A 24,003-nucleotide genomic window follows, 5' to 3' on the forward strand; every position below is an offset into this window, starting at 1 on the left:
GATCATGTCGTTCCGTCGGTTATTCAGTTCCCGTCGCCTGTCGGAAGACATGGCGGCCCTTTCGCGATCGCAGGCGATGATCTGGTTCAAGCCGGATGGCACGGTCATCGACGCCAACGACAATTTCTGCAGCACTCTCGGCTATGAACTCGACGAGATCGTCGGCAGGCATCACCGGATCTTCTGCGCGGAGCAGGTCTCGACAGCGCCCGATTATGCGAGGTTCTGGAGCGATCTTGCCGCCGGAAACTTCAAGAACGGCCAGTTCTGCCGCCAGACCAAAAGCGGCAAGGACGTCTGGATCCAGGCATCCTACAATCCTGTGTTCCGCGGCGATCGCGTCGTCCGGGTGTTGAAGATCGCCAGCGACATCACGTCCTCGAAGCTCGAAGCGCTGAACGATATCAATCGTTTGCGTGCGATCGACCAGTCGCAGGCGATCATCGAGTTCGAGACCGACGGCACCGTCGTCAAGGCAAACCAGAATTTCCTGTCGGCAATGGGCTACCGGCTCGAGGAAATTGTCGGCCGGCATCACCGCCTGTTCTGCGACCCCGCCTATGTCGCAAGCGACGACTACCATCGCTTTTGGGAGCGTCTGCGCGGCGGCGAATTCATTGCCGACGACTTCGTGCGCATCGGCAAGGGCGGCGGCAAGGTGTGGATCCAGGCCGCCTATACGCCTGTCTTCAATGCCGAAGGCAAGGTCTACAAGGTCATCAAGGTGGCGACCAACATCACCGCCCGCATGGCGGCGGTCGAGACGATCGGCAAGGCCATCGGCAGTCTCGCGGCGGGCGATCTGACCGTCGACATCGCCGGCGACATCGATCCGGCACTCGAAAAGGTACGGTCCGACTTCAACCTGGCCGCGAGGTCACTGGAGCAGACCGTCGGGTCGATCAAGCAGTCGGCAGGCGTACTTGCCTGCAATGCGCGCGTCATCAACACGATTTCCGACGACATCGCCAAGAGTGCCGAGAAGCACGCGGCGTCGGTCGAGGAGACTGCGGCGGCGCTCGAGGAAATCACCACCACCGTCCGCGATTCCAGCGCCCGCGCCAGCGATGCCATGCAGCTGGTGGCCGGCACGCGGGCCTCCGCCGAAGCCTCCGGCAAGATCGTTGAGGATGCCACCGCGGCCATGGAGAAGATCGCCGGATCGTCGAAGGAAATCGAGAACATCATCAGCGTCATCGACGAGATCGCCTTCCAGACCAACCTCCTGGCGTTGAATGCGGGGGTCGAGGCGGCGCGTGCCGGCGAGGCGGGCAAGGGCTTTGCCGTCGTCGCCCAGGAGGTCCGCGAGCTCGCCCAGCGCTCGGCAAGTGCTGCAAAGGACATCAAGGCGCTGATCTTTACCTCGGCGGCCTCGGTCAAGCATGGGGTGTCGCTGGTCAACAGCACGGGCGAGGTGCTGCGCGAGATCGTCGATCAGGTGAAGCAGGTGGACATGAACGTCCAGGCGATTTCGACCGCGGCGCGCGAACAGTCGCTCGGCATCAACGAGATCAACACCGCCATCGGCATGCTCGACCAGGGGACGCAGAAGAATGCCGTGACTGTGGAAGAGGCGAATGCCGCGGCACAGACCCTGGCCTTGGAGGCGGAGAACCTCTACGGCCTGATCGAGAAGTTCCGGGTATCAGGCGAGGCACCGGCACGGGGAGCGGTCGTCCCGACGACCTGGCTTCGAACGGTTGCTTGAGGATGTTCGCGCCGAAAGCTGCCCAGGACGTCAGATGATGCCGGCGATTTTGCCGGCCAGGCCGTCCAGATAGGCATCGGACGAAGGGCCGGTCAGCACGTAGCTTGCCTGCTGTCCGTGCCAGACGACGAGGCCGATATCGTCGCGGATGACTTCCTGCATATCCGCATCGGAGGGCGTCAGGCTCTTGGCGAAGGAGATGGCGATGACTTCGGCATCACGGTTGCGGTAGACGAGCTGGCCGACCGGGCGGCCACCGGCGGAATAGAGCCTGGCGCCGACGAATTCCAGGTCTTCGCTTCTGAGATCGGGGATCCGGAAGGAGACGCCCGTGGTTGCCATCAGCCAGTCGACAATGTGCGCCGATTCGGCTGCCGGGACTTCGACGAGATGGCGCGACTGGCGGGAGAACAGACGGTAGTTCGAGACAACGTCATCGAGCCAGGCCTTGTTCGGGTCGCCGGCGAGATCTGCATAGGTGGTCATCTGCGGGCGGGAGGCGAACATGTAGCCGGCGCCGGCGCCGAGCGCGAACATCAGCAGCGAAGATGCGATCACCACGTTCAGCGTCGGCTTGATCCGCGGTCGGCTGGGGCCGGCCTTCGGCAGCCTCACGGCGCGCCGCGGTTCGGACGCAGTCTTGATCGAACGCACGAGGTCGAGCGAGACGGGCTCCTTCAGGAGGTCGGCAAAATGCAGGCGGCCGAAATCGTCGACGCTTTTCAGCATTTCCGCCTGGGCCCGGGCCTGGGCATCCGCCTGGATGAGCGCTTCGACGGCTGCCCGGTCGGCATCCGACAGTTCACCGTCGAGCATGGCGGAAAGCTGAGCCTCGAGCTGCTTGCGGTTGTCGATCATCAGGCGCGGCGCTCCGTCGTTTCAACCGCGAGTTGGGCAAGCTCGCAGCGGGCGGCGACCATGGTCGTGGCGATCGCATCCGGGGTGCCGCCCATGACGGCGGCAGCCTCGCGGTAGCTCAACTTTTCGACGGCGCAGAGCAGGAAGACGGAAGCGCATTCCTCCGACAGGAGATCGATCAGCGCCCGACCATTGCCGACTTGCCCCGTGTAGCGTTGGGCCGTGACACGCAAGGTCTCGGACGGACGGCGCTTGACCGGCTCCGCGCGCACGAGGCTGCGCACGGCAGCAAACAGCCGCACTTCGAGCCGCGTATCGCCCTTCCACATGTGCGACTTCTGGATCGCCTGCTCACAGGCCTGGATGACAATCGCATCGACCCTTGCTGGATCGCGCAGAAGCGTCAGCGCAAAGCGCCGGATCTTCGGCAACAGGGCTACGAGGTCTCGTCTGATATCGATGCGGTGGTTGGCGTCCATGGGATGCGACCGGCTCGTTTCACATTCGGGTACGTCAGAGGAGATATGGCAGCACATTAAAACAGCCAGGGCTTTCGCCAAACTGGTTTACGATTCCTATAAAAGCGGTGGCACTGCCTGGAGCGGAGGCGGATCGCCGTAAAGAACCCGGCGCTCCTCGTGCGCGATCGCATCGGCTTCAGGCGTCAGCCCGAATCGATCGCAGGCGAGGTTCCAAGCGCCGGGTTCCCCAGAGAGCGAGAACAGGTTGTAGGCGGCCGGAGGCTTGTGGCCACCAGGCCCCTGCGACGCGGATGCAATGCCGAGGACCGGCACTTCTCCGTGATGCGTCTTCAGCCTGTAGAGCGTGTTGAGATGCGTGTGGCCGTGCAGTACGAGTTCCGCGCCGCCCATCGACATCGCGGCGGCAAACCGGCGGATGCCGATCATCCGCTTGTGCGACGACGCGGCGCCGCGGATCGGCGGGTGATGGATCAGCACGACGCGGAACAGGCCCTGTTCTCCGGCGCGCTTCAGGAGGTTCACCGTTTCGCGCGCCTGGCGGGCGCTGAAATAGCCGCCTGCCGAGAACGGCAGCGTCGCGTTGGAGGTCGAGCAGCCGATGATGGCGATCGGACCGCGCTGGCGGTAGGTGGGGAAGATGTGCTCCTCATCCCAGGCCTGAGGATCGTCGTCGCTGGCGATGAAGGGATACCATTCGCGCACCGACCGGTCGTGAGCACCGGGCACATAGGCATCGTGATTGCCGGGCACAACAGTGGTTTCGGCAGGCTCGCCGACGCTGCGCAGCCATTCGCCGGCGAGCTTGATCTCGATCGACGTGGCCAGGTTGACCAGGTCGCCAGTGATCATCAGGTGATCGGGCACGCGCAGGCGCATGTCGCTCAACAGAAGATCGAGCGTGTTGACAAGCAGATGCTTACGCCTGTTACGGTGCCAGTTGATAAAGCCGGTAATCCGCTTTGAAGCCAGTTCACGCACTGTCAGGCGCGGCAGAGGACCCAGATGAATGTCGGAGATATGCGCAAACGTGAACATGAAGCGAGACATAGAGCCTAGCGTGGGAGGGGACAAGCCGGGAGCCGGGGAGGGCGTTCCCGAGGTCAGTGGGTGGCGAACGCGGTCGATGGTGTTTTTGTTGCATAAGCTGTTTGCCCTGACACGCGGCATGACGCTTGGCGTACGGGCCGCCTGCTTCGACGAAACGGGCCGCATCTTTCTCGTGCGCCACACCTATGTGCCCGGCTGGTACATGCCGGGCGGCGGCGTGGAGCGCGGCGAGACGGTGGCCGGCGCACTGGTCAAGGAACTGCGCGAGGAAGGCAATCTGGAGATCATCGGCACGCCGGAGCTCCTTCGGATCTACCAGAACCGGAAGGCGAGCAATCGCGATCACGTTGCCTTCTACCGGCTCAAGGTGCGCCAGACGGCACCGCGTCGCCCGGACCGCGAGATCGCCGAAAGCGGGTTCTTTGCCCTCGACGCACTGCCCGCGGACGTGACGCAGGCGACACTGCGCCGCCTGCGGGAACTTGACGGCTCAATGCCGCCCTCGGATACCTGGTAGGCGCCACGGCGGCTACCGGATGGACCCTAATCAGCCGGTCCGAGCGCCTCGCGTCCGTGTGGCGCGTCGAGGTCGAGAACCGGTCCGGCTGGTACGATGCCGGTCGGATTGATGTTCTTGTGGCTGCGGTAGTAGTGCGCCTTGATGTGGCGCAGGTTGACCGTCTCGCGGATGCCCGGCTGCTGGTAGAGGTCGCGCAGGTAGGCCGACAGGTTCGGGTAATCGGCAATGCGACGCAGGTTGCACTTGAAGTGACCGACATAGACCGGATCGAAGCGGACGAGGGTGGTGAACAGCCGCCAGTCGGCCTCGGTCAGGCGGTTGCCGACGAGATAACGGTCTTTGGCGAGCCGCGCATCCAGCTGATCCAGCGTCTGGAAAAGAGCCGTGACAGCTTCCTCGTAGGCCTCCTGGCTGGTGGCAAAACCGGCCTTGTAGACACCGTTGTTGACGGTGTCGTAGACGAGCGCGTTGATGCTGTCGATCTCCGCCAGAAGATCACCCGGGGCAAAGTCTTCCTTTGATACGGTCAGCCCGTCGAAGGCGGAATTGAACATGCGGATGATGTCGGCCGACTCGTTGGACACGATGGTGTTCTGCTGCTTGTCCCAGAGGACCGGCACGGTGACCCGGCCACTGTAAGCCGCGTCAGCCCTTGTGTAGACCTGCCAGAGGGCGGCGCTGCCGAAGAGATCGTCGGCCGTCGCATCCGCATCGTCCTGCGGCCGGAATTCCCAGCCATTCTCCAGCATCAGCGGATGGACGACCGAGACCGAGATCAGATCGTCGAGCTTCTTCAGCTTGCGGAAGATCAGCGTCCGGTGCGCCCAGGGACAGGCAAGCGAGACGTAGAGGTGGTAGCGGCCGCTTTCCGCCTTGAAGCCGGGCTTGCCGGTCGGGCCGGCGCTGCCATCGGCCGTCACCCAGTTGCGGAAGACAGACTGCGAGCGCTTGAAGTGGCCGCCCGTCGATTTCGTGTCGTACCAGACGTCTTTCCAGACGCCTTCCACCAGCATGCCCATGATGCTTCCTTTCCGTGCCAACTCTTCTCATCCTCATGTGGCAGCAGCGGGCGGCAAATTCGAGCCCGCCCGGCGAAGACGATGTGTTTTCGATAGACGACAAAAAAATTTGCTGCTATTTCGCTTTCCAATCGAGGATATGCACGACATGACTGACGCCCGGAACCTGCGACGACGCTGATCGAAACTTGAACGGTGCCTGACGGCGCCGCGCCGATCCTTGTCCAGTCTGCCAGTGGTTTCAGCATCCTATGCCCAAGCACGATCTCGTCTACCTCACCGAGGACGCGTCGCACGACGCCATCATCGAACTCATCAATGCCGAAGCTTTCGGTCCGGGCCGCTTCGCGAAGGCCGCGGCTCGTATCCGCGAGCAGGGTCCGCACGACCGCTCGCTGTCCTTCGTCTGCGCCGACGATGGCGAAACCATTGCGTCCGTGCGCATGACGGCCGTCAGGGCCGGTGGCGTCGATGGCCATCTGCTCGGTCCGCTCGCGGTCAGGCCGTCGCACAAGAACCGCGGTATCGGCCGCGAACTGGTGCGCATCGCCATCGAGGCTGCCCGTCGCAAGGGCTCCGAGGCTGTCATCCTGGTCGGCGATCCGCCCTACTACATGCCGCTCGGCTTCGAGAAGGTGGCCTACCAGGCACTGGCGTTTCCTGGGCCGGTGGATCCGGGCCGCGTGCTGGTGGTGCCGATGGGCGATGATGTCCATGCACGGCTGAAGGGCGTCATCGCCTGGCAGGCATGGGAGCCATCCTCAGCCATGATCGCCGACGCCGCCGAGTAGCGCGCCCGATCACGTTCGCATCCTTCCAGGTCTGCCGCACAGGCTGGCTGGCGCAAGCCCGGCAATCCGGATAAGTCCTGTCTCGTCGCGCGGCCATGGCGGTTGCACGATAAGGGGAACGAGGGACAGGTTGATGGCAGCGATGACGATGGACGAGGCGCTCGATCACGCCGGCGCCGGACGTTACCAGAAGCGGCTGATGGGGATCTTCGGGCTCGTCTGGACCGCCGATGCGATGCAGGTTCTGGCCGTCGGCTTCACCGCCGCGTCGATTGCCGCGAGTTTCGGCCTGACGGTTCCGCAGGCGCTGCAGACGGGCACGGCCTTCTTCCTCGGCATGCTGCTCGGGGCGCTCGGCTTCGGCCGGCTCGCCGACCGGATAGGCCGTCGGCGCGTGCTCATCGTCACGGTGGCCTGCGACGCCGTGTTCGGCACGCTGTCGATCTTCGCGCCCGATTTCACCATCCTGCTCATCCTGCGTTTCCTCACCGGCGCGGCTGTCGGCGGTACGTTGCCGGTCGATTACGCGATGATGGCGGAATTCCTTCCGGCCCGAAACCGCGGCCGATGGCTGGTGCTGCTCGAGGGCTTCTGGGCCATCGGCACGCTGATCGTTGCGCTCGCCGCCTGGGCGGCAAGCCTTGCCGGCGTCGCCGATGCCTGGCGCTATATCTTCGCGGTCACCGCCATCCCGGCGATCGCGGGCATCGGCCTGCGCTTCCTCGTGCCGGAATCGCCGCTCTACCTGATGCGGTCCGGCCGCAACGCGGAGGCGAAGGCGATCATCGACGAAATTCTCGTGGTCAACGGCCGGGAACCGCTTGCCCCAGAGACGAGCCTCGTCTCGCCGGCGCCGATCAAGGCGGGCGGCCTGTTTTCCGGCGACCTGCGCCAGCGCAGCATCATGATCCTGGCGATCTGGTTTCTGGTGTCCGTGTCCTACTACGGCGTCTTCACCTGGATGCCGGCACGGCTGGCGGGCGAAGGTTTCGGCTTCGTGCGCGGCTACGGGTTCCTGGTGCTGGTGGCGCTGGCGCAGATCCCCGGCTATGCGCTGGCTGCCTACGGCGTGGAGAAATGGGGTCGCCGGCCGACCCTGATCGGCTACTGCATCCTCTCGGCGCTCGGTTGCCTGCTGTTCGTTGCAGCCCCCAGCGCCATGCTGATCGGCGCAGCACTGCTGCTGATGAGCTTTGCCCTGCTTGGCACCTGGGGCGCTCTCTATGCCTATACGCCGGAGCTGTTTCCGACGACGCTGCGGGCCACCGGAATGGGGGCGGCGGGCGCCATGGCACGGCTCGGCGGGCTGCTGGCCCCGTCGCTCGTCGGCTATGTCGTCGTCCAGGGGCTCGGCCTGACGATCGGCATCTTTGCAGGATTGCTGGCGATGGCAGCCGTCGCTGCCATGCTGATCAAGACGGAGACGCGCCAGGCATCGCTTGCCTGATCCTGACCTGCCGCCAGCTCTTCCCTGGCCAGGGCGAGATCCCGCCGACAAACCTGCGTGCCGATCGAGCGCGCAGGTTTTTTTGTCAGAGGGTCTTCCTGAGGAAGGCGCGGGTGCGGTCGCCGACGAAATTCGGGATCTCTCCGAACACTTCGTAGCCGTGCCGCCGATAGGCCTTCAGCGCCGTCGGGTTGAAGGTGTCGATCCAGGCGCCGTGGCAGCCGCGCAATCGTGCCTCCGTCTCGGCCAGTTCCAGCATCTTCCCTGCCAGCCCCTTGCCACGATGCTCCTCCGGCACGACGAGGTTCTGGGTGAACAGCCATCCCCAGGCGGTGTAGCCGACCAGACCGCCGGTCACCGTTCCATCTTCATCGCGGATCAGAACCGCGAGGTGCTTGCGCCCCGAAGGCCCGACGTCATCGGTGTTGAAGGCGGAGAGGGCAGCCAGAACTGCAGCCATCTCGGGCTCGGAAGGCTCCGTCGCCAGATGCAGGAGATCACTCATCGTCCCTCGCGCCACCACATGGCCGACACGGCAAACAGCAGGGCGGCCAGACCGGCAAAGCCTGCAAACAACGGTGTCGTATCGATGCCGCGCAGCACCGTCTCGTCGGTCATGCGGATCACCATCCGGTTGGGGTCGACGACCCGCACCTCGCCGCGTACCGGCAGGATGTCGGGAAGGCTGACCCCATCGCCATCCTCCACACGCGCCACCATTCCCCTGGTCTTCTGGGCGTAGGGGGCAAGCGTGTCGGTGGTCGAGATCATCGCCTTGAACTCCGGCGCATCGACGGCGCCGATGTGCACGAGCGTCGAGAACTCGCCGTTGCGCACCTCGAAGAGGCCGGTCTCCTCCATGCGCCGATCAATCCGGTAGAGGCCCGGCCCGGCGGCGGTGAACGGTACGGTCTCGGTGCGTCCGGAGGGGTAGCGGATGGTCGCCGGGCCGGGATCGTCGCCGATCGTCTGGCGCGTCGCTTCCAGCGTCCGGCCGATGGCGCGTGCGGTGAGCGCCTCCTCTTCCAGTTCCGGCTCCTTCATCAGCCAGTGGGCGATGCGCCGGTAGAGGGACACATGCGGCCCGCCGCCCTCGAAGCCGCGCGCCCAGAGCCAGCCCTGGTCGGACAGCAGCATCGCCACGCGACCTTCGCCCTTGCGGTCGAGCACCAGCAGCGGACGGTCGCCGTCGCCCTGCATGACGGTCTCGCCCTGCGGCACGCCGACGTCGACCGTGCGGAACCAGCGGCCCCATGACGGCGGTTCGCTGGCCGATCCGTCGAGGCCGCGGGTGACCGGGTGCTTCTTGCCGAGATCCGACAGGCGCGGGAAGAAGCCGGCCTGATGCATGTCGCCGGTCGGCGCGGCAGGCAGGACGGCGGCAAGCGGCGTTGAGGCGATCGAGTCAGCGCCGGCATGTTCGGGACCGGCCGCGATCAGCAGCGCTCCGCCATTTTCGACGTACTGGGCGATGTAGTCGTAATAGAGGATCGGCAGCACGCCGCGGTGCTGGTAGCGGTCGAAGATGATCAGGTCGAAATCGTTGATCTTCTCGACGAAGAGCTCGCGGGTCGGGAAGGCGATCAGCGAGAGTTCGTTGATCGGCGTTCCGTCCTGCTTTTCCGGCGGCCGCAGAATGGTGAAGTGGACGAGATCGACCGAGGCGTCGGATTTCAACAGGTTGCGCCAGGCGCGCTCGCCGGCGTGCGGCTCACCCGAGACCAGCAGCACGCGCAGGTTCTGGCGGATGCCGTCGATCACGTGGACGGCACGATTGTTGGCGGTCGTCACCTCGCCCGGCAGTTCGGCAACGGAGAATTCCATGACGTTGTTGCCGCCGCGCGGCACGGTGAAACCGAACGGGATCGGCTGGCCGGGCGTCGCCTGCAGGGTGGCGATGACCTCGCCGTTCATGCGCACCGTGACCGGCGCCGCGCCGCCTTGCTGGCGTCCGTCGTCGAACACCCGCAGCGTCATTTCCTGATCCTCGCCGACGATGCCGAAGCGGGGCGCGCGCACGACTTCGACGCGGCGGTCGAATTCGTCGGCGCGGCCGGTGATCAGGCCATGGATCGGCGCGTCAAAGGCGGGGCCCTGGTCGACGCCCGGAAGATCGTGGATCTGGCCGTCGGTGAGGAAGACCGCGCCACCGACGCGCGCCGGAGGCACATCGGCGGTGGCGGCCGAGAGGGCGGAGAACAGCCGGGTCGACGGCGTGTCGGAATTCTCGTCGTCACGCACCTCGACGATGCGCGTCTCGATGCGCGGGAAGCGGGAGAATCGGTCGTTGAGGGCCTTGAGCGCGGCGTCAGTCTGCGCCACGCGCTGCGGCGTGTCCTGGCTCTGCGAACGGTCAACGACGACGGGAACGATGGTCGACAGCGGCTCGCGATCCTCCTGCATCAGCGTCGGGTTGGCCAGGGCCAGCAGCAGGAAACCAAGCGCCAGCGCCCGCAGCGTCGCCCCGCGCAGCCCGCGCCACAGCGAGACGATGACGAGGATGGCGGAAAACATGCCAAGTCCGGCGAGGATCGGCCAGGGCAGGAAGGGCGCGAATTGGATGTCCATCATCGTGCCCCTTTACTGGCCCAGCCGTTCGAGCAGTGCCGGCACGTGCACCTGGTCTGCCTTGTAGTTGCCGGTCAGCATGTACATCATGATGTTGACCCCGGAGCGGTAGGCGTATTCGCGCTGCATCTCGTCCGGCGGCACGGTCGGCAATACGGCTGCACCGTTGGCGTCGATCGCCCAGGCGCCGGCGAAATCGTTGCCGGTGATCAGCAGCGGCGTCACGCCGTCACCGGAAGACGACAGTTCGCTGCCGGAATTGCGGGCATCCTGGCGCGCCTCCACCCAGAGCGGGCTGCCGGAATAACGGCCGGGGAAGCTCGACAGCAGATAGAAGGTGCGCGTCAGCACATGATCTTCAGGCGTCGGTTCCAGCGGCGGGATGTCGATATTGGCGAGGATTTCCTGCAGCCGCTGGCCGTTGGCGCTCGGGGCGCCGCTGCCGTTCAGCGACGACAGCTGGTCGCGCGTGTCGAAGAGCACGGTGCCGCCGTTGCGCATGTAGGCATCGATGCGGGAGATGGCGTTTTCCGAGGGCATCGGCGCGTTGGCGGAGATCGGCCAGTAGATGATCGGATAGAAGGAGAGATCGTCCTTGGTGATGTCGAGGCCGACGGGTGCGCCGGGCTCGAGAGTGGTGCGGTATGCGAGAAACTGGCTCAAGCCCTCCAGACCCTGTTCCGACAACCGGTCGACCTCGGCTTCGCCGGTCACGACATAGGCCAGATGCGTGGTGTCCAGCCGCTCAAGCGCCTGTTCGTCGCCGGGCTTTGCATCCTGGGCCTGACCCTGGCCGGGCGCCAGCATGGTGAACGGTAAGAGCGCCACGAGAAGGATGGCGGCGGTCGAGCGTCCGGCGCGCGGCAGGCGCGAGAAGGCGCCATTCATCACGAGAACAATCAGCGTATCGAGGAGCAGCAGCACGAGCGCCAGCGTGAACAGCGCCGGCCGGAGCGAGATCGCCTCGCGCCCGATCAGGCTTTCGCGGGCAACGGTGAGGCCGGGAGCATTGACGTCAACCGGCTGCAGCTGCGCATCGGCGGGCAGCAGGTTGACGGCCGTGAAGCCGTCATCCGTGCCGTAAAGGCCGGGCGGATTGTCAAGGCTGGCAATCGCCGCCTGTCCGGGCGCAACGGTCAGGGGCTTGGCGGTGCCCTTGTCCGTCACCAGCGCGCCGTCGGCATTCAGCAGACGGAGCGGCGGCAGTGCGGCGGCAGCTTCGGCGCCCCGGACGCTGCCGTCGGTCCCGGCGGCCCGCGACAACTGCACCAGCCGGCGCAGCATGTCGACGAAATCGCCCGACAGCGGCAGGTCCGACCACGTCGCTTCGGCCGAAACATGGAAGAGCACGATACGGCCGGCCTCGACCTGGCGCGTGGTGACCAGCGGGGTGCCGTCGGCAAGGCTTGCCCAGGTGCGCTCGGCAAGGTCGGGTGTCGGTTCGGCCAGCACCTGGCGCTTGATCGTCACGCCCTCGGCGCGCGGCATGCCGGCGAACGGCCCGAATTTCGGGAATTCGGCCAGCGGCTGCGGCTCGGCCCAGGAGAGGGCACCGCCCAGCGAGCGTTCGCCGCGGCGCAGGATGACGGGCACAAGCGGATCGTCGGCGGGGGCTGCGGCAAGACGGGGTCCGGCGAATCGGATCAGCATGCCGCCGCGGGCGATCCAGCGCTGCAGCGGCTCGTAGGTCTCGGCCGGCAGGCGACCGACGTCCGCCATGACGATGGCCGAGGGGTTCTGCGACAGGATGTCTGGGATGGTCGCCGAAAGATTGGCGTCCTTCGGTTCGATCAGGTCTGCATAGGGCTGCAGGGCGCGGCTGATGTAGAACAGCGGCAGCAGCAGCGGCTGCATGTCGTTGCCGCTGTCGCCGGCGATCAGCGCCACACGCCGGCGCTTGAAGCCGTCGTCGAGCAGATGGACGGCGCCGGCCGTCGGCTTGCCCTCGATGGCGATGCGGGCAAAATCGTTTCGCAGCTCGAAGGGTGCGGCGATCTCGGCTGTCGCCGTGCCGCTGCCGGTAGCGAAGGACAGATCGGCCGCAGCCAACGACCGGCCCTGCTGGTCGAGCGCGTTCAACCGCAGCGTGTCCGCGGCATCGCGGGTAAGGCGGGTCGCGGTGACATTCATTGCGGTGGCGGTGTTGCTGGCACCGGTGATTGCCACCGCGCCGGTTCCATCGCCTTCGACGAGGCGCAGTTCTGCGGGCGATAGGCTTGCAAGGTCGGCCATCAGCTCTCCGTCTTCCGGTGTCGCCACACCGTCGGTGAGGAATGCGACCGTACCGGGGCGGGTGCCGTTGAAGGCTTCTCGCAGTGCCTGTGCCGCCACGGCGCGCACCGGCACCAGCGGCTGCGGCCGTGCAGCGCCAAGCTTTTCGCGGGCTGCCGCCGCAGACGCCGGCACCGCGTCGTGGGTGGCATCGGCGGTGAACACGACGGAGACCGGGACGTCAGCACGTTCGGCATCGCCGATCAGCAGGTCGGCCGTCTCGACTCGGCGTTCCCAGTCGCGGGAGGTCGACCAGCTGTTGTCGACGACGAGCAGCAGCGGTCCGGCGTTCGACAGCGAACTGGTGCGCGGGTTCATCACCGGGTCGGCGATCGCAAAGATCAGCGCCGCCGCCATCAGGATGCGCAGCAGCGTCAGCCACCAGGGGCTGTTGGCGGGCGTTTCCTGGCGTTTCAGCACGGTGGCGAGAATGGCAAGCGGCGGGAAGACTTCCGTCTTCGGCCGTGGCGGTGTCAGCCGCAGCAGCCACCAGATCGCCGGCAGGGCGATCAGCGCAAACAGGATGGCGGGGCTGGCGAAGGCGAACGCACTCATATGCGCGCTCCCAGACCCTGCGGCGGGTTGCCGGAGAGGTAGCCGTGCACCGAGGCCAGGGCTTCCGATGCCAGGTGGTCGGTGCGGTTGTAGACGAAGCTCCAGCTCATGCGGCGCAGCGACTGGCCGAGGGCCTCGCGGCGCGCCAGGTAGGCACGCTGGTAATCCTCGCGCAGCGTCTCGGCGCGGCCGGAGACCAGCTTGTCGCCGGTCTCGGGATCGGTGAATTCGGTGCGGCCGCTGAACGGGAAGGTTTCTTCGGCGGGATCGGCGACCTCGACCACATGGCCGCGCAGGTTGCGGCGGGCGAGTGGCGACAGGCGGTCCATGATGCGGTCGGCATCGTCGAGAAAATCGCCGATCAGCACGATGTCCGAGGCGCCGCGGATCATCCGGGTGTCGGGCATGCCTTCGGTGGTCGGCGCATGCATGATGGCGGTTGCCAGCCGTTCGGCGGCATTGCGGGCCGAAACGGGTTCCATGACGCCGGGGCACCCGATGCGCTCGCCAGATCGGGCCAGGATCTCCGCAAGCGCCAGCATCAGCACGAGCGCCCGGCTTTCCTTGGAAACCGTACCATAGGTCGATTTGTACATCATCGACGCCGACATGTCGGCCCATAGCCAGACGGTATGGGCGGCCTCCCATTCGCGGTCACGGACATAGGTATGGTCGTCGCGGGCCGAGCGCCGCCAGTCGATCCTGGCAAGGCTCTCGCCATCGCTGTAGGGGCGGAACTGCCAGAAATTCTCGCCGATGCCGCGCTTGCGGCGGCCGTGCCAGCCGGCGATCACGGTGTTGGCGATGCGCCGCGCCTCGACCATGCAGTCGGGCACGAGTGCAGCCCGCTGCCGGGCACGGGCAAGGACTTCACTGCCGGGGGTCTGCGGGACGATCTGGCCTATCGATGCCACGCGTTCTCCTAACGTCTGCTGCGGCCGCGAGCCGAGACTTTACTCAGCCGCGCGCCTGCTTGACCAAACCGTGGATCACGTCGCGCACCGACATGCCTTCGGCGCGCGCCGCAAATGTCAGCGCCATGCGATGTTCGAGCACCGGCTCGGCCAGCGCGTGGACATCGTCCAGCGATGGTGCGAGACGGCCTTCATAAAGGGCGCGGGCGCGGGCGCAGAGCATCAGTGCCTGGCCGGCACGCGGACCGGGACCCCATGCCACGTGCCGATCGGTCATCGTGTTGCCGTTGCCCGGGCGCGCCGAGCGCACCAGCGACAGGATCCCGTCGACGACGCTGTCGCTCACCGGCATCTGGCGGATCAGGTTCTGGATCTCCTGCAGGCGAGGGGCGGCAATGACACCGCGCGGCCGGGATTCGGATGTTCCGGTCGTTTCCAGCAGGATCTGGCGTTCGGCGTCGAGCTCGGGATAGAGCACGTCGACCTGCAGGAGGAAGCGGTCGAGCTGGGCTTCCGGAAGCGGATAGGTGCCTTCCTGCTCCAGCGGGTTCTGCGTCGCCAGCACATGGAAGGGCGCCGGCAGGTCGTAGCGCTGGCCGGCAACCGTGATGTGGTATTCCTGCATGGACTGCAAAAGCGCCGACTGGGTGCGCGGCGAGGCGCGGTTGATCTCGTCTGCCATCAGCAACTGGCCGAAGATCGGGCCCTTGACGAAACGGAACGACCGGCGACCATTCTCGTCCTGATCCATCACCTCGGTGCCGAGAATGTCGGACGGCATCAGGTCGGGGGTGAATTGGATGCGGTTGGCGTCGAGCCCGAGAACCGTGCCGAGCGTCGTCACCAGCTTCGTCTTGGCAAGGCCCGGGACACCGACCAGCAGCGCGTGGCCACCGGAAAGGACGGCAATCAGGGTGTTCTCGACCACCTGTTCCTGGCCGAAGATGACCTTGCCCACCTCGGCGCGGATCGCTGCGATATCGGACAGTGCATGTTCGGCAGCGGCGACGATCGCCTTGTCATCGAGCGGAGTTTCGGTGGAAGTCATCACGCCCATGTCGGTCTCCATCAGCCGTTGCCCCGGCATTCTGCCGTTCGTGCGAATCACATCGGTGGTACGAGCGCCGCATCCTTTCGAACTTATTCCCGCACCAGCGGCTGACAAGAACGAACTATATGACTATCTCGTGAGAATGGATCGCATACACACCAACCGTGAATGAAATTATGGCGGGCGAGACAATAAATACTGCAGCAGATGCGGCCGGTCTGGCAGCGATGATCGCGCGGGCCGCAGAACAGACGTCCGGAGGCAAGCCTGGCCTGCCGCCGGTGGAGAGGTGGAATCCGCCTTTCTGCGGCGACCTCGACATGGAGATCAGGGCCGACGGCACCTGGTTCTATCTGGGAACGCCGATCGGCCGGCCGGCGCTGGTGCGGCTGTTCTCGACGGTTCTGCGCAAGGACGAGGACGGCAAGACCTATCTCGTCACGCCTGTGGAAAAGGTCGGCATCCGCGTCGAGGACGCGCCGTTTCTGGCGGTGGAGATGACGATCGGCGAGCGGGACGGCGCACCGGTCCTGACCTTCCGCACCAATGTCGGCGATCTGGTCGAGGCCGATGAGGCGCATCCGCTGCGTTTCGTCGTCGAAGGCGACAAGCGTCAGCTGAAGCCGTACCTGCTGGTGCGCGGCCGGCTGGAGGCCCTGGTCTCGCGGTCGGTGATGTACGAGTTGGTCGGGCAAGGAGAGGTGATCGACGTCGACGGCGTCGAGATGTTTGCGCTGAGGTCGGCGGGCCTGGTGTTTCCGGTGATGCCGGCCGCGGAGCTCGCCGCCCAGTCGGATGATCCGTCGCCATGACGCAGGCGCTGCTCAACCCGAACTTCTTTTCGGCGGACGAATTCCGCCGGCGCGCCGGCCGCCAGCGTGGCGCGCCGGTTGTCGATGCATGGCGCGACCATGGCGACCATCTCCTCAATCCGGAGATGCTGGCAGAGGTCGAGCGCCTGTCGCTGAAGGATGCCGCGGTGCTGGTGCCGGTGATCGACGATCCGGACGGGGCCAAGGTGATCCTCACCCAACGGACCTCCGGACTGCGCAAGCATTCGGGCCAGATCGCCTTTCCAGGCGGTGCCATCGATCCCGAGGATGGGGCGGCCGAGATTGCGGCGCTGCGCGAGGCGGAAGAGGAGATCGGGCTCGACCGACGCTTCGTCGAGCCGGTCGGGCGGTTGCCGGATTATCTCGCGGCCAGCGGCTTTCGCATCACCCCGGTGCTCTCGGTGGTGCAGCGCGGTTTTGAGCTGAGCCTCAATCCGACGGAAGTCGATGCCGTGTTCGAGGTGCCGCTCGCCTTCCTCATGGATCCCGACAACCATGTCGAGGGAAGCCGGGAATGGCAGGGCATGGTGCGGCGTTTCTACCAGATGCCCTACGGCGACTGGAACATCTGGGGCATTACCGCGGGCATCGTCCGCACGCTTTACGAAAGGCTTTACGCATGACCAGCCTCGCAAGTGAGACCTGGCTCGCCGATCCCGCCGTCCAGCGGGTATTCTCTCTGCTCAACGCCGATGGCGGCGAGGGCCGCATCGTCGGCGGCGCTGTGCGAAACGCGCTGATGGGCCTGCCGATTTCCGATGTCGATTTCGCCACGACCAACCTGCCGCAGGTCGTCGTCGAACGGGCGAAGGTCGCCGGCATCAAGGCGGTGCCGACCGGCATCGACCACGGCACCGTCACGCTGGTCATCGACGGGCGCGGCTTTGAGGTGACGACGTTGCGCCGCGACGTTGAAACCGACGGCCGGCATGCGCAGGTCGCCTTCGGCACGGACTGGCAGGCCGATGCCGAGCGGCGCGACTTCACCATCAACGCGCTGTACGCGAGGCAGGATGGCTCGGTCGTCGATTTTGTCGACGGCCTGAAGGACATCGAGACGCACACGGTGCGTTTCATCGGCGATGCCTCGACACGGATTGCCGAAGATTATCTCCGGGTGCTGCGGTTCTTCCGCTTCTTTGCCGCCTACGGCTCGGGGCGGCCGGATGCCGACGGTCTGCGGGCGGTAGCCAGAGCCAAGGACAAGCTTTCCGGTCTGTCTGCCGAGCGTGTCTGGTCGGAGATGAAGAAACTGCTGTCGGCTGTCGATCCGTCGCGGTCGCTGCTCTGGATGCGCACCACGGGTGTGCTGACCGCCATCCTGCCGGAAACCGAGAAATGGGGCATCGATGCCGTGCACGGCCTGATCCCCACCGAACAGGCGCTGGGCTGGCAGCCGGATCCGCTGCTGCGGCTTGCTGCCATGCTGCCGCCCGATGCCGAACGGCTGGCGGCCATGGCAAAACGCCTGCGGCTGTCGAACGCGCAGGCCGAGCGGATTGCCGCCTGGGCGACGGCCCCGGTGCCAAGCGCCGAAACCGCCGAGACTGCGCTCGACCGGATGCTCTATGTCCACGGCAAACCAGGGCTGTTGATGCGCCTCAAGCTCGCCCTGTCGAGCGCCCGGGCTGCGGCAGTCAACGACGATGCGGCGATGCTGCGCGCCGCCAGGCTTTCGACGTTGCTGGCGCGGGCCGAGCGGTTCGAAAAGCCGCGCTTCCCGCTCAGCGGCGCCGATGTGACGGCGCTCGGCGTCGAGCCGGGGCCGCGGATCGGGCAATTGCTGTCGGCGCTGGAGACTGTCTGGCTGGACCGGAACTTTGCCCTCGACCGGGAGGCGCTGCTTGCCCGGCTCCGGGAGATGGCGGCCGGCTGAGCGACATCATGTCACCCGCCGTGTCTGCGGCGGGTGTGGGTACGCGATGCGGTGCGGACAACAGACCTCAGGCTCAGGCCTGGGTCCTGACCACATCGTCATCGTCGCTGATTCGGGCCTTGATGTTGTCGACCATCGTTTCGCGGATGATGTCTTCGCCATGCGCCGTGCGCAGATGGTCGACTGCGCGGCGGACGATTTCGGCGTCCTCGTTTGCCCGCGTGTGCCAGTCGCAGCCCGGCACCAGGCTTCCGCATTCGAAGCGTCTCATTGCATGCCTCCGTGGTTCGTTTGTCGCGGCGCGTCCTCCACGCGCCGCTCGTCACGTTCAACGGATGGCAGCTTCCGGCGTTCCAATGCCGTCAAGTCCGCGCCGGTCGACCTCCCGTTCTACCGGCGCAGCAGAGCCTTCACTCCGACAGAGCCCAGGCGTGGAACACCGATCGATGCACCTCGCCGGCCTGTTGCTGGCGGGGTCCGTCATGGGCGGGGCGATTGGCCTCCGCCATGGCTTCGCGGGCAAGTTGCCGGCGGATCTGTCCGGCGTAGAAGGACAGCGGGAGATCCGGATCGCTGCGGTCCCGCAGGTCCGCCGCGAGACGGTCGATCAGTTCGGAGGGTCCGATCGACCGGTCCCGGTCGATCTGCGGAGATGCTGGCATGCTGTTCGATGTGGATACCATGACGATATTCCTCCAGTGCAATCCCATCAAGGCTAGCAGTCGGAGGATGATCCTGACGTGCGATATGTCAACTCAAATCAGCGTCAGGGCCAGCGGACCAGGGGTGGCAGCGAGGACAGGATGGCCTCGACATTGCCACCGGTCTTCAGCCCGAAAATCGTGCCCCGGTCGTAGAGAAGATTGAACTCGACGTAGCGCCCGCGACGGACCAGCTGCTCGTCGCGATCCTGCTCCGTCCAATCGCGGTTGAAGTTGTCGCGCACCAGTGCCGGGTAGATCTGGTCGAAGGCGATGCCGACGTCGCGGACGAAATCGAAGTTCGACTGCCAGCCACCCTTTTCCTCCTGCGGGTAGAGCCAGTCGAAGAAGATTCCGCCGACGCCGCGCGCCTCGTTGCGGTGCTTCAGGAAGAAATACTCGTCGCACCAGGTCTTGAAGCGCGGATAGTCGGCGACCTTTGGGTGGGCATGGCAGGCATCGCGCATGGCCTCGTGGAAGCGCAGCGTGTCGGCATCGTCCTGGGTGCGCCGCCTGTCGAGTACCGGGGTCAGGTCGGCCCCGCCGCCGAACCACGTGCCGGAGGTCACCACCATCCGGGTGTTCATGTGAACGGCCGGGACGTTCGGGTTGACCGGGTGGGCGATCAGCGAGATGCCCGACGCCCAGAAGCGCGGATCCTCGGAAGCGCCGGGCATCTGCTTGCGGAATTCCTCGGAAAATTCGCCATGGACGGTCGAGGTGTGGACGCCGACCTTCTCGAACACCCGGCCTTCCATCATCGACATCCGGCCGCCGCCGCCGTGCCCGTCGTCGCGCAGCCAGTCCTTGGCGCGGAAGCGGCCAGGGTCGCGATCGGACAGGGGACCCTCAAGCTCATTCTCCAGCGCCTCGAAGGAAGCGCAGATCCGGTCGCGCAAGCTTTCGAACCACTGGCGGGCGGTCGCCTTCTTGTCCTCGATGTCCGCCGGCAGTCCCGTCGGAATCTGTGGTCGCTCCATGAGGTTCATCCTTGCATTCGAATCGACCCGGTGGCCAGAAAATGGTCCGGATGCGGCTTTACCCCAGGCGCTCGCCGTGGCGCAACCAACCGGAAGGCCCCAGTATCGACTCGCAAACGCGCTTGTGCAAAACTATCTGCAATTCCAGAGGTAGAGCGCATGGCGAAGTTTACACCACCGCCGCTCGACGGCTTGAAGCGCAGGATAAACCGGCACCGCCAGGAGAAGGCGGGCGGGCGCACGGGACTGTTTGTCCGCGAGACCTTCTGCATGACGCGCGAGGATGCCCGGCAGAAGGCGCGGGAATGGTTCGACAGTTTCCCGAAGGCCGCCTACTGGACCGAAGTCGAGAGCTGGCGGCAGCTTGAGGGCGATCGGATCGAGTTTACCATGCGCCGCCTGCCGACCGCCGACTGATCCGTCGAGCACTTTTGCCGGAAACATCTCAGATCGATAAAATTGCAGCGACCGCTGCAAGCCAAGTTCAAAGCTCAGCAGGTTAGAACGCATTCGACCGCGCATCAGGCGCGGCGTCACAGCCCATGAACGGCGGAGCTTCCTGCGTGTCTACCTCCTTCAACCCGATGGCGCTTCGGGTCGCGACCGACATCGGCCGCCCGATGCTCGCAGTGCTCCAGGCAACAACACCGCCGCAGGCCGCCGCCGACACTTCACCCACGAGATCCGACGAAGCCTACTGGTCGATCTCCACCACCTTCCCGGCAAGCGCGCTGTCGCTTTCGAGCGTCGATGACGCGATCTCCGCGTCCGGTGCGGTCGTCGACGTGGCCTCTGCCGGATTGCGGGCCGCCTCCGGCCTGGTGGCCGAGATCCGCGCCACGCTGGTGTCGGCGAAGGCCGGAAATGCCGACCGCGGCGCACTCGACGAGCGGATCAACGGGCTGAAGCAGCAGTTGCAGGCGACCGTCGCAAAGAGCAGCTTCGACGGGCGCAATCTGCTGAAGACGGGACCTGCGGAGGCGCCGCGCATGATAGCGTTGGTCGCCGGCGTTGATGTGGATGCGTCCGGGGCGGCCGACATCAAGATCGTCGACCATGACACCGCGCTGTCGAACCTGATTGCAGAGGGCGATGCCGCCGACGGCTTGCTGACGCGGTCGTATGCCGGCATCGACCGATCCGGCGCTGCCTTCGATCGCTATCTGCTCGATGTCGGATCCGTCGTGTCGAACAAGGCCGGAGCGCGCGAGATCGTCCTCTCTGTAACCTCCAGCCCAGCCGAGATCGGCGGGATGATCTTTGCCGTCGACAGCATGCTGATCGCCATGAAGCGCGGCAGGGACGCGATGCATGACGCGGGCAACCGGATCGGTCAGACGTCAGGTCTTCTGCAAAGCCTGGGGCTTCCCGCAGGTGTCGCGCTCGACACCGGTTTGGACGAAGCGGCGGCACGGCAGGCCGCAACCGGCGTCCAGCAGATGCTGCAGGCAAGCGGGCTGAACATCGCCAATGCCTCTATGGGGCGTGGAATGCAGACGCTGCGCTAGCCCCGCAGTTCGGCGCTTCAGGCGCCTGAGGTCCATTCGGTCTGGCGAAGTGCCTCGCCGGCGATCATCGCCGCCGAAACGGCGACGTTGATCGAACGCTGCCCGTCGACCATCGGGATGAGCAGGCGCGCATCGGCACCGTCGTGGACGGTATCCGGCACGCCGGCACTTTCACGGCCGAACAGCAGCACGTCGTCGTCGCGGAAGGCAAAGTCGGTGTAGCGGCCGGCGGCCTTGGTTGAGGCCAGCACAAGACGCCTATTTTCGCCGCGTCGCCAGGCGTCGAACCGCTCGAAATTGACGTGCCGAGTCATGGTCACGCTCGCCAGGTAATCCATGCCGGCGCGCCTGAGGTTCTTGTCGGAAAGCACGAAACCGGCCGGCTCGATGATATCGACCGCAAGACCCAGGCAGGCGGCAAGCCGAAGGATCGTGCCTGTATTGCCGGGAATGTCCGGCTGGTAGAGAGCGATACGCAAGCGGGTCATGGGCTATCCTGTGCGGGCACTGCGGCAAGCCATGGCTATGTCATCGGCACTGGCTACCGCGCAAGCCTTCCAGCCGGCGATGATGCCCGGGCGGCGGGTGGCTTGCCGGACGACGAGGCTGGCCAAAAGCGACGCGGGCTGGTACAGGCATGCCATCGCTTTGACGCCAGCCGAAGGAGGTGCACATGGATATGACGGTGCTTTCGCGCCTTCGCCGCAGACCGGATTGTCTGCAGGCCTAGGCACCGCGGCTCGCGCACGGTCTTCCCAACGTTTCTGGTTCTCATTCCTTCGCGGCCGATTGCGGCCGCGCCATTTGACATCCGCCGCATGCTGACCATCTGACCTAGCGGAGACGATGAGCGCGGTCGCGGCGTTTCCGACAGACGGAGCTTACTTCCCCATGTTCGCCTGGTTCGAATCACGCGTAAATCCCTATCCCGCCGGCGAGCCGAAACTGCCGCCGACCGGGCTGTTCGCCTTCTGCTGGCACTACACGAAGCCGGTCTGGCCCTGGCTGCTTCTGCTCGGCTTCTGCTCGATGGCGATCGCCGTCGCAGAGGTGTTTCTCTACCAGTTCCTCGGCAATATCGTCGACTGGCTGAGCAATGCCGACCGCGCGACCTTCCTCGCCAACGAAGGCGGCCACCTGGCGGCGATGGCGGCGCTGCTGCTGGTCGGCCTGCCGCTGGCCGGCCTCATGCACACCGTCACCATGCACCAGGTCCTGTCGGGCAATTTCCCGATGATCGCCCGCTGGCAGATGCACCGTTTCCTGCTGCGCCACTCGATGAGCTTCTTTGCCAATGAGTTCGCCGGCCGGGTTTCCACCAAGGTCATGCAGACCTCGCTTGCGGTGCGCGATGCGGCGATCAAGATCATCGACGTGTTCGTCTATGCGATCAGCTTCTTCGTCTCGATGCTGGCACTGGTCGCCTCGGTGGACTGGCGGCTCGGCGTTCCGCTGGTCGCCTGGATCATCATCTATGGCCTGATCCTGCGCAACTTCATCCCGAAGCTGCGCAAGTCGTCGAGCGAGCAGGCGGATGCGCGCTCGATGATGACCGGCCGGATCGTCGACAGCTACACGAATATCGGCACCGTGAAGCTGTTCTCGCATGCGGGACGCGAAGAAGTCTACGCCAAGGAAGGCATGGACGCTTTCCTCGGCACCGTGCACCGGCAGATGCGGCAGATCTCGCTTCTCAACATCGCCGTCGACATCAACAATGCGCTGGTGCAGTTCGCGGTGGCGGCACTTGGCATCTGGTTCTGGCTGGAAGGAAGCGTTTCGGTCGGCGCAATCGCGGTCGCCATCGGCCTTGCCATGCGCATCAACGGCATGTCGCAGTGGATCATGTGGGAGGTTGCGGCGCTCTTTGAAAACATCGGCACCGTCTATGACGGCATGGGCATGATGACCAAGGGCCACGACATCGTCGACGCGCCGGCTGCCAAGCCGCTTGCCGCGCCACGCGGCGAGATCGTCTATGACGGCGTGCGCTTCCACTACGGCAAGGACAAGGGCGTCATCGACGACTTCTCGCTGACCATCAAGCCGGGCGAGAAGATCGGTCTTGTCGGTCGCTCCGGTGCCGGCAAGACGACGCTGATGAACCTGCTCCTGCGCTTCTACGATGTCGAGGCCGGCCGCATCCTCGTCGACGGGCAGGACATCTCGCGCGTGTCGCAGGACAGCCTTCGCGAACTCGTCGGCGTGGTGACGCAGGATACCTCGCTGCTGCACCGGTCGATCCGCGACAACATCGCCTACGGCCGGCCGCAGGCCACGGACGCGGAGATCATCGAGGCGGCGAAGCGCGCCAACGCATGGGAGTTCATCCAGGGGCTCGTCGACCTGCAGGGGCGCGCCGGTCTCGACGCGCATGTCGGAGAACGCGGCGTCAAGCTGTCCGGCGGCCAGCGCCAGCGGATTGCGATCGCCCGGGTGTTCCTCAAGGACGCGCCGATCCTGATCCTCGACGAGGCGACCTCGGCGCTCGATTCGGAAGTCGAGGCGGCGATCCAGGAGAGCCTGTTCAAGCTGATCGAGGACAAGACGGTCATCGCGATCGCCCACCGGCTGTCGACCCTGACGCAGATGGACCGGCTGATCGTGCTCGACCAGGGTCGCATCGTCGAGCAGGGTACGCATGTCGAACTGGTGGCCGAAGGCGGTATCTATGCCGATTTGTGGAACCGCCAGTCCGGCGGCTTCCTCGGCAATGACGGCGCGCCCGAATCGCTGGAGATGCGCATCGAGCCGGGCGACCTGGACGAGAGCGACGAGGCGGCCGAGTAAAGCCCGAACCCGCGTCCGTCCCGGGCGCCATGGCCATTGCCAAGATTTAACCCGTCGCAGCCTTGCTGCGGCGGGGAAACGGCC

23 protein-coding genes are annotated in these 24,003 nt (G+C 65.6%); 10 read left to right on the plus strand and 13 right to left on the minus strand.

Annotated features, from left to right (window positions below; genetic code table 11):
* The first annotated feature begins 49 nt into the window (after positions 1-49).
* Positions 50-1,708, plus strand: coding sequence for a methyl-accepting chemotaxis protein (locus tag ACR65N_RS10005; RefSeq protein ID WP_440456886.1), 1,659 nt, complete (start codon positions 50-52; stop codon positions 1,706-1,708).
* 30 nt (positions 1,709-1,738) lie between these two features.
* Here ACR65N_RS10005 and ACR65N_RS10010 read toward each other — a convergent pair whose 3' ends face one another.
* From ACR65N_RS10010 to ACR65N_RS10020, 3 genes are all read right to left on the minus strand, one after another.
* The gene (locus ACR65N_RS10010; RefSeq protein WP_440456887.1) at positions 1,739-2,566 is read right to left on the minus strand and encodes an anti-sigma factor family protein; all 828 of its coding nucleotides are present in this window, start codon (positions 2,564-2,566) and stop codon (positions 1,739-1,741) included.
* On the minus strand, positions 2,566-3,045 hold the full coding sequence (locus ACR65N_RS10015) for an RNA polymerase sigma factor (RefSeq protein ID WP_440456888.1): 480 nt from the start codon (positions 3,043-3,045) through the stop codon (positions 2,566-2,568). Before ACR65N_RS10015 ends, ACR65N_RS10010 begins: the two co-directional genes overlap by 1 nt.
* A gap of 96 nt (positions 3,046-3,141) precedes the next feature.
* Positions 3,142-4,083, minus strand: coding sequence for a metallophosphoesterase family protein (locus ACR65N_RS10020; RefSeq protein ID WP_440457313.1), 942 nt, complete (start codon positions 4,081-4,083; stop codon positions 3,142-3,144).
* 88 nt (positions 4,084-4,171) lie between these two features.
* Between ACR65N_RS10020 and ACR65N_RS10025 the strand changes: the two genes are divergently transcribed.
* Positions 4,172-4,612, plus strand: a complete 441-nt coding sequence (locus ACR65N_RS10025; RefSeq protein WP_440456889.1) for an NUDIX domain-containing protein — start codon at positions 4,172-4,174, stop codon at positions 4,610-4,612.
* Between the two features lie 26 nt (positions 4,613-4,638).
* On the opposite strand, the gene ACR65N_RS10030 is transcribed toward ACR65N_RS10025, so the two are convergent.
* Positions 4,639-5,634 carry a glutathione S-transferase family protein gene (locus ACR65N_RS10030; RefSeq protein WP_440457314.1) on the minus strand — a complete coding sequence of 332 codons (996 nt, stop codon included), beginning with the start codon at positions 5,632-5,634 and terminating at the stop codon, positions 4,639-4,641.
* 251 nt (positions 5,635-5,885) lie between these two features.
* Here ACR65N_RS10030 and ACR65N_RS10035 point away from each other — a divergent pair, with 251 nt between their 5' ends.
* On the plus strand, positions 5,886-6,425 hold the full coding sequence (locus ACR65N_RS10035; RefSeq protein ID WP_430304200.1) for a GNAT family N-acetyltransferase: 540 nt from the start codon (positions 5,886-5,888) through the stop codon (positions 6,423-6,425).
* A 133-nt stretch (positions 6,426-6,558) separates the two neighbouring features.
* On the plus strand, positions 6,559-7,872 hold the full coding sequence (locus ACR65N_RS10040; RefSeq protein WP_440456890.1) for an MFS transporter: 1,314 nt from the start codon (positions 6,559-6,561) through the stop codon (positions 7,870-7,872).
* An 85-nt stretch (positions 7,873-7,957) separates the two neighbouring features.
* On the opposite strand, the gene ACR65N_RS10045 is transcribed toward ACR65N_RS10040, so the two are convergent.
* From ACR65N_RS10045 to ACR65N_RS10065, 5 genes are read right to left on the minus strand one after another with little or no spacing between them, the layout of a single operon-like run.
* Positions 7,958-8,377: a GNAT family N-acetyltransferase gene (locus ACR65N_RS10045; RefSeq protein ID WP_440456891.1), complete on the minus strand. Its 420-nt coding sequence runs from the start codon at positions 8,375-8,377 to the stop codon at positions 7,958-7,960.
* Positions 8,374-10,440, minus strand: coding sequence for a hypothetical protein (locus ACR65N_RS10050; protein WP_440457315.1), 2,067 nt, complete (start codon positions 10,438-10,440; stop codon positions 8,374-8,376). Before ACR65N_RS10050 ends, ACR65N_RS10045 begins: the two co-directional genes overlap by 4 nt.
* Positions 10,441-10,452: 12 nt before the next feature.
* Positions 10,453-13,266, minus strand: coding sequence for a DUF4159 domain-containing protein (locus tag ACR65N_RS10055; protein ID WP_440456892.1), 2,814 nt, complete (start codon positions 13,264-13,266; stop codon positions 10,453-10,455).
* Entirely contained in the window at positions 13,263-14,180 is a 918-nt protein-coding gene (locus ACR65N_RS10060; protein ID WP_440456893.1) for a DUF58 domain-containing protein, read from the minus strand. The genes ACR65N_RS10055 and ACR65N_RS10060 overlap by 4 nt, the downstream gene beginning before the upstream one ends.
* Positions 14,181-14,223: 43 nt before the next feature.
* Positions 14,224-15,237: an AAA family ATPase gene (locus ACR65N_RS10065; protein WP_430304194.1), complete on the minus strand. Its 1,014-nt coding sequence runs from the start codon at positions 15,235-15,237 to the stop codon at positions 14,224-14,226.
* A gap of 170 nt (positions 15,238-15,407) precedes the next feature.
* Between ACR65N_RS10065 and ACR65N_RS10070 the strand changes: the two genes are divergently transcribed.
* The 3 genes from ACR65N_RS10070 to ACR65N_RS10080 are packed head-to-tail and all read left to right on the plus strand — an operon-like array spanning position 15,408 to position 17,940.
* Positions 15,408-16,043, plus strand: a complete 636-nt coding sequence (locus tag ACR65N_RS10070; RefSeq protein WP_440456894.1) for a DUF1285 domain-containing protein — start codon at positions 15,408-15,410, stop codon at positions 16,041-16,043.
* A complete protein-coding gene (locus ACR65N_RS10075) occupies positions 16,040-16,687 on the plus strand; it encodes a CoA pyrophosphatase (RefSeq protein WP_430304191.1) in 648 nt (215 codons plus the stop codon). The genes ACR65N_RS10070 and ACR65N_RS10075 overlap by 4 nt, the downstream gene beginning before the upstream one ends.
* Positions 16,684-17,940, plus strand: coding sequence for a CCA tRNA nucleotidyltransferase (locus tag ACR65N_RS10080; RefSeq protein ID WP_440456895.1), 1,257 nt, complete (start codon positions 16,684-16,686; stop codon positions 17,938-17,940). Before ACR65N_RS10075 ends, ACR65N_RS10080 begins: the two co-directional genes overlap by 4 nt.
* A gap of 73 nt (positions 17,941-18,013) precedes the next feature.
* Here the strand turns inward: ACR65N_RS10080 and ACR65N_RS10085 are convergent, their stop codons facing one another.
* From ACR65N_RS10085 to hemF, 3 genes are all read right to left on the minus strand, one after another.
* The gene (locus ACR65N_RS10085; RefSeq protein ID WP_440456896.1) at positions 18,014-18,211 is read right to left on the minus strand and encodes a DUF1059 domain-containing protein; all 198 of its coding nucleotides are present in this window, start codon (positions 18,209-18,211) and stop codon (positions 18,014-18,016) included.
* Between the two features lie 139 nt (positions 18,212-18,350).
* Positions 18,351-18,623: a hypothetical protein gene (locus ACR65N_RS10090; RefSeq protein WP_430304188.1), complete on the minus strand. Its 273-nt coding sequence runs from the start codon at positions 18,621-18,623 to the stop codon at positions 18,351-18,353.
* 83 nt (positions 18,624-18,706) lie between these two features.
* Positions 18,707-19,621 carry an oxygen-dependent coproporphyrinogen oxidase gene (gene hemF / locus ACR65N_RS10095; protein ID WP_440456897.1) on the minus strand — a complete coding sequence of 305 codons (915 nt, stop codon included), beginning with the start codon at positions 19,619-19,621 and terminating at the stop codon, positions 18,707-18,709.
* Positions 19,622-19,780: 159 nt separating this feature from the next.
* On the opposite strand from hemF, the gene ACR65N_RS10100 reads away from it, so the two are divergent.
* On the plus strand, positions 19,781-20,038 hold the full coding sequence (locus ACR65N_RS10100; protein WP_430304186.1) for a hypothetical protein: 258 nt from the start codon (positions 19,781-19,783) through the stop codon (positions 20,036-20,038).
* 146 nt (positions 20,039-20,184) lie between these two features.
* The gene (locus ACR65N_RS10105) at positions 20,185-21,129 is read left to right on the plus strand and encodes a flagellin N-terminal helical domain-containing protein (protein WP_440456898.1); all 945 of its coding nucleotides are present in this window, start codon (positions 20,185-20,187) and stop codon (positions 21,127-21,129) included.
* Between the two features lie 17 nt (positions 21,130-21,146).
* Here ACR65N_RS10105 and ACR65N_RS10110 read toward each other — a convergent pair whose 3' ends face one another.
* Positions 21,147-21,617, minus strand: a complete 471-nt coding sequence (locus ACR65N_RS10110; RefSeq protein ID WP_440456899.1) for a tRNA (cytidine(34)-2'-O)-methyltransferase — start codon at positions 21,615-21,617, stop codon at positions 21,147-21,149.
* Positions 21,618-22,020: 403 nt separating this feature from the next.
* Here ACR65N_RS10110 and ACR65N_RS10115 point away from each other — a divergent pair, with 403 nt between their 5' ends.
* Positions 22,021-23,919: an ABC transporter ATP-binding protein gene (locus ACR65N_RS10115; protein WP_440456900.1), complete on the plus strand. Its 1,899-nt coding sequence runs from the start codon at positions 22,021-22,023 to the stop codon at positions 23,917-23,919.
* Positions 23,920-24,003: the final 84 nt, after the last annotated feature.

The organism is Rhizobium sp. SAFR-030, assembly GCF_059415005.1.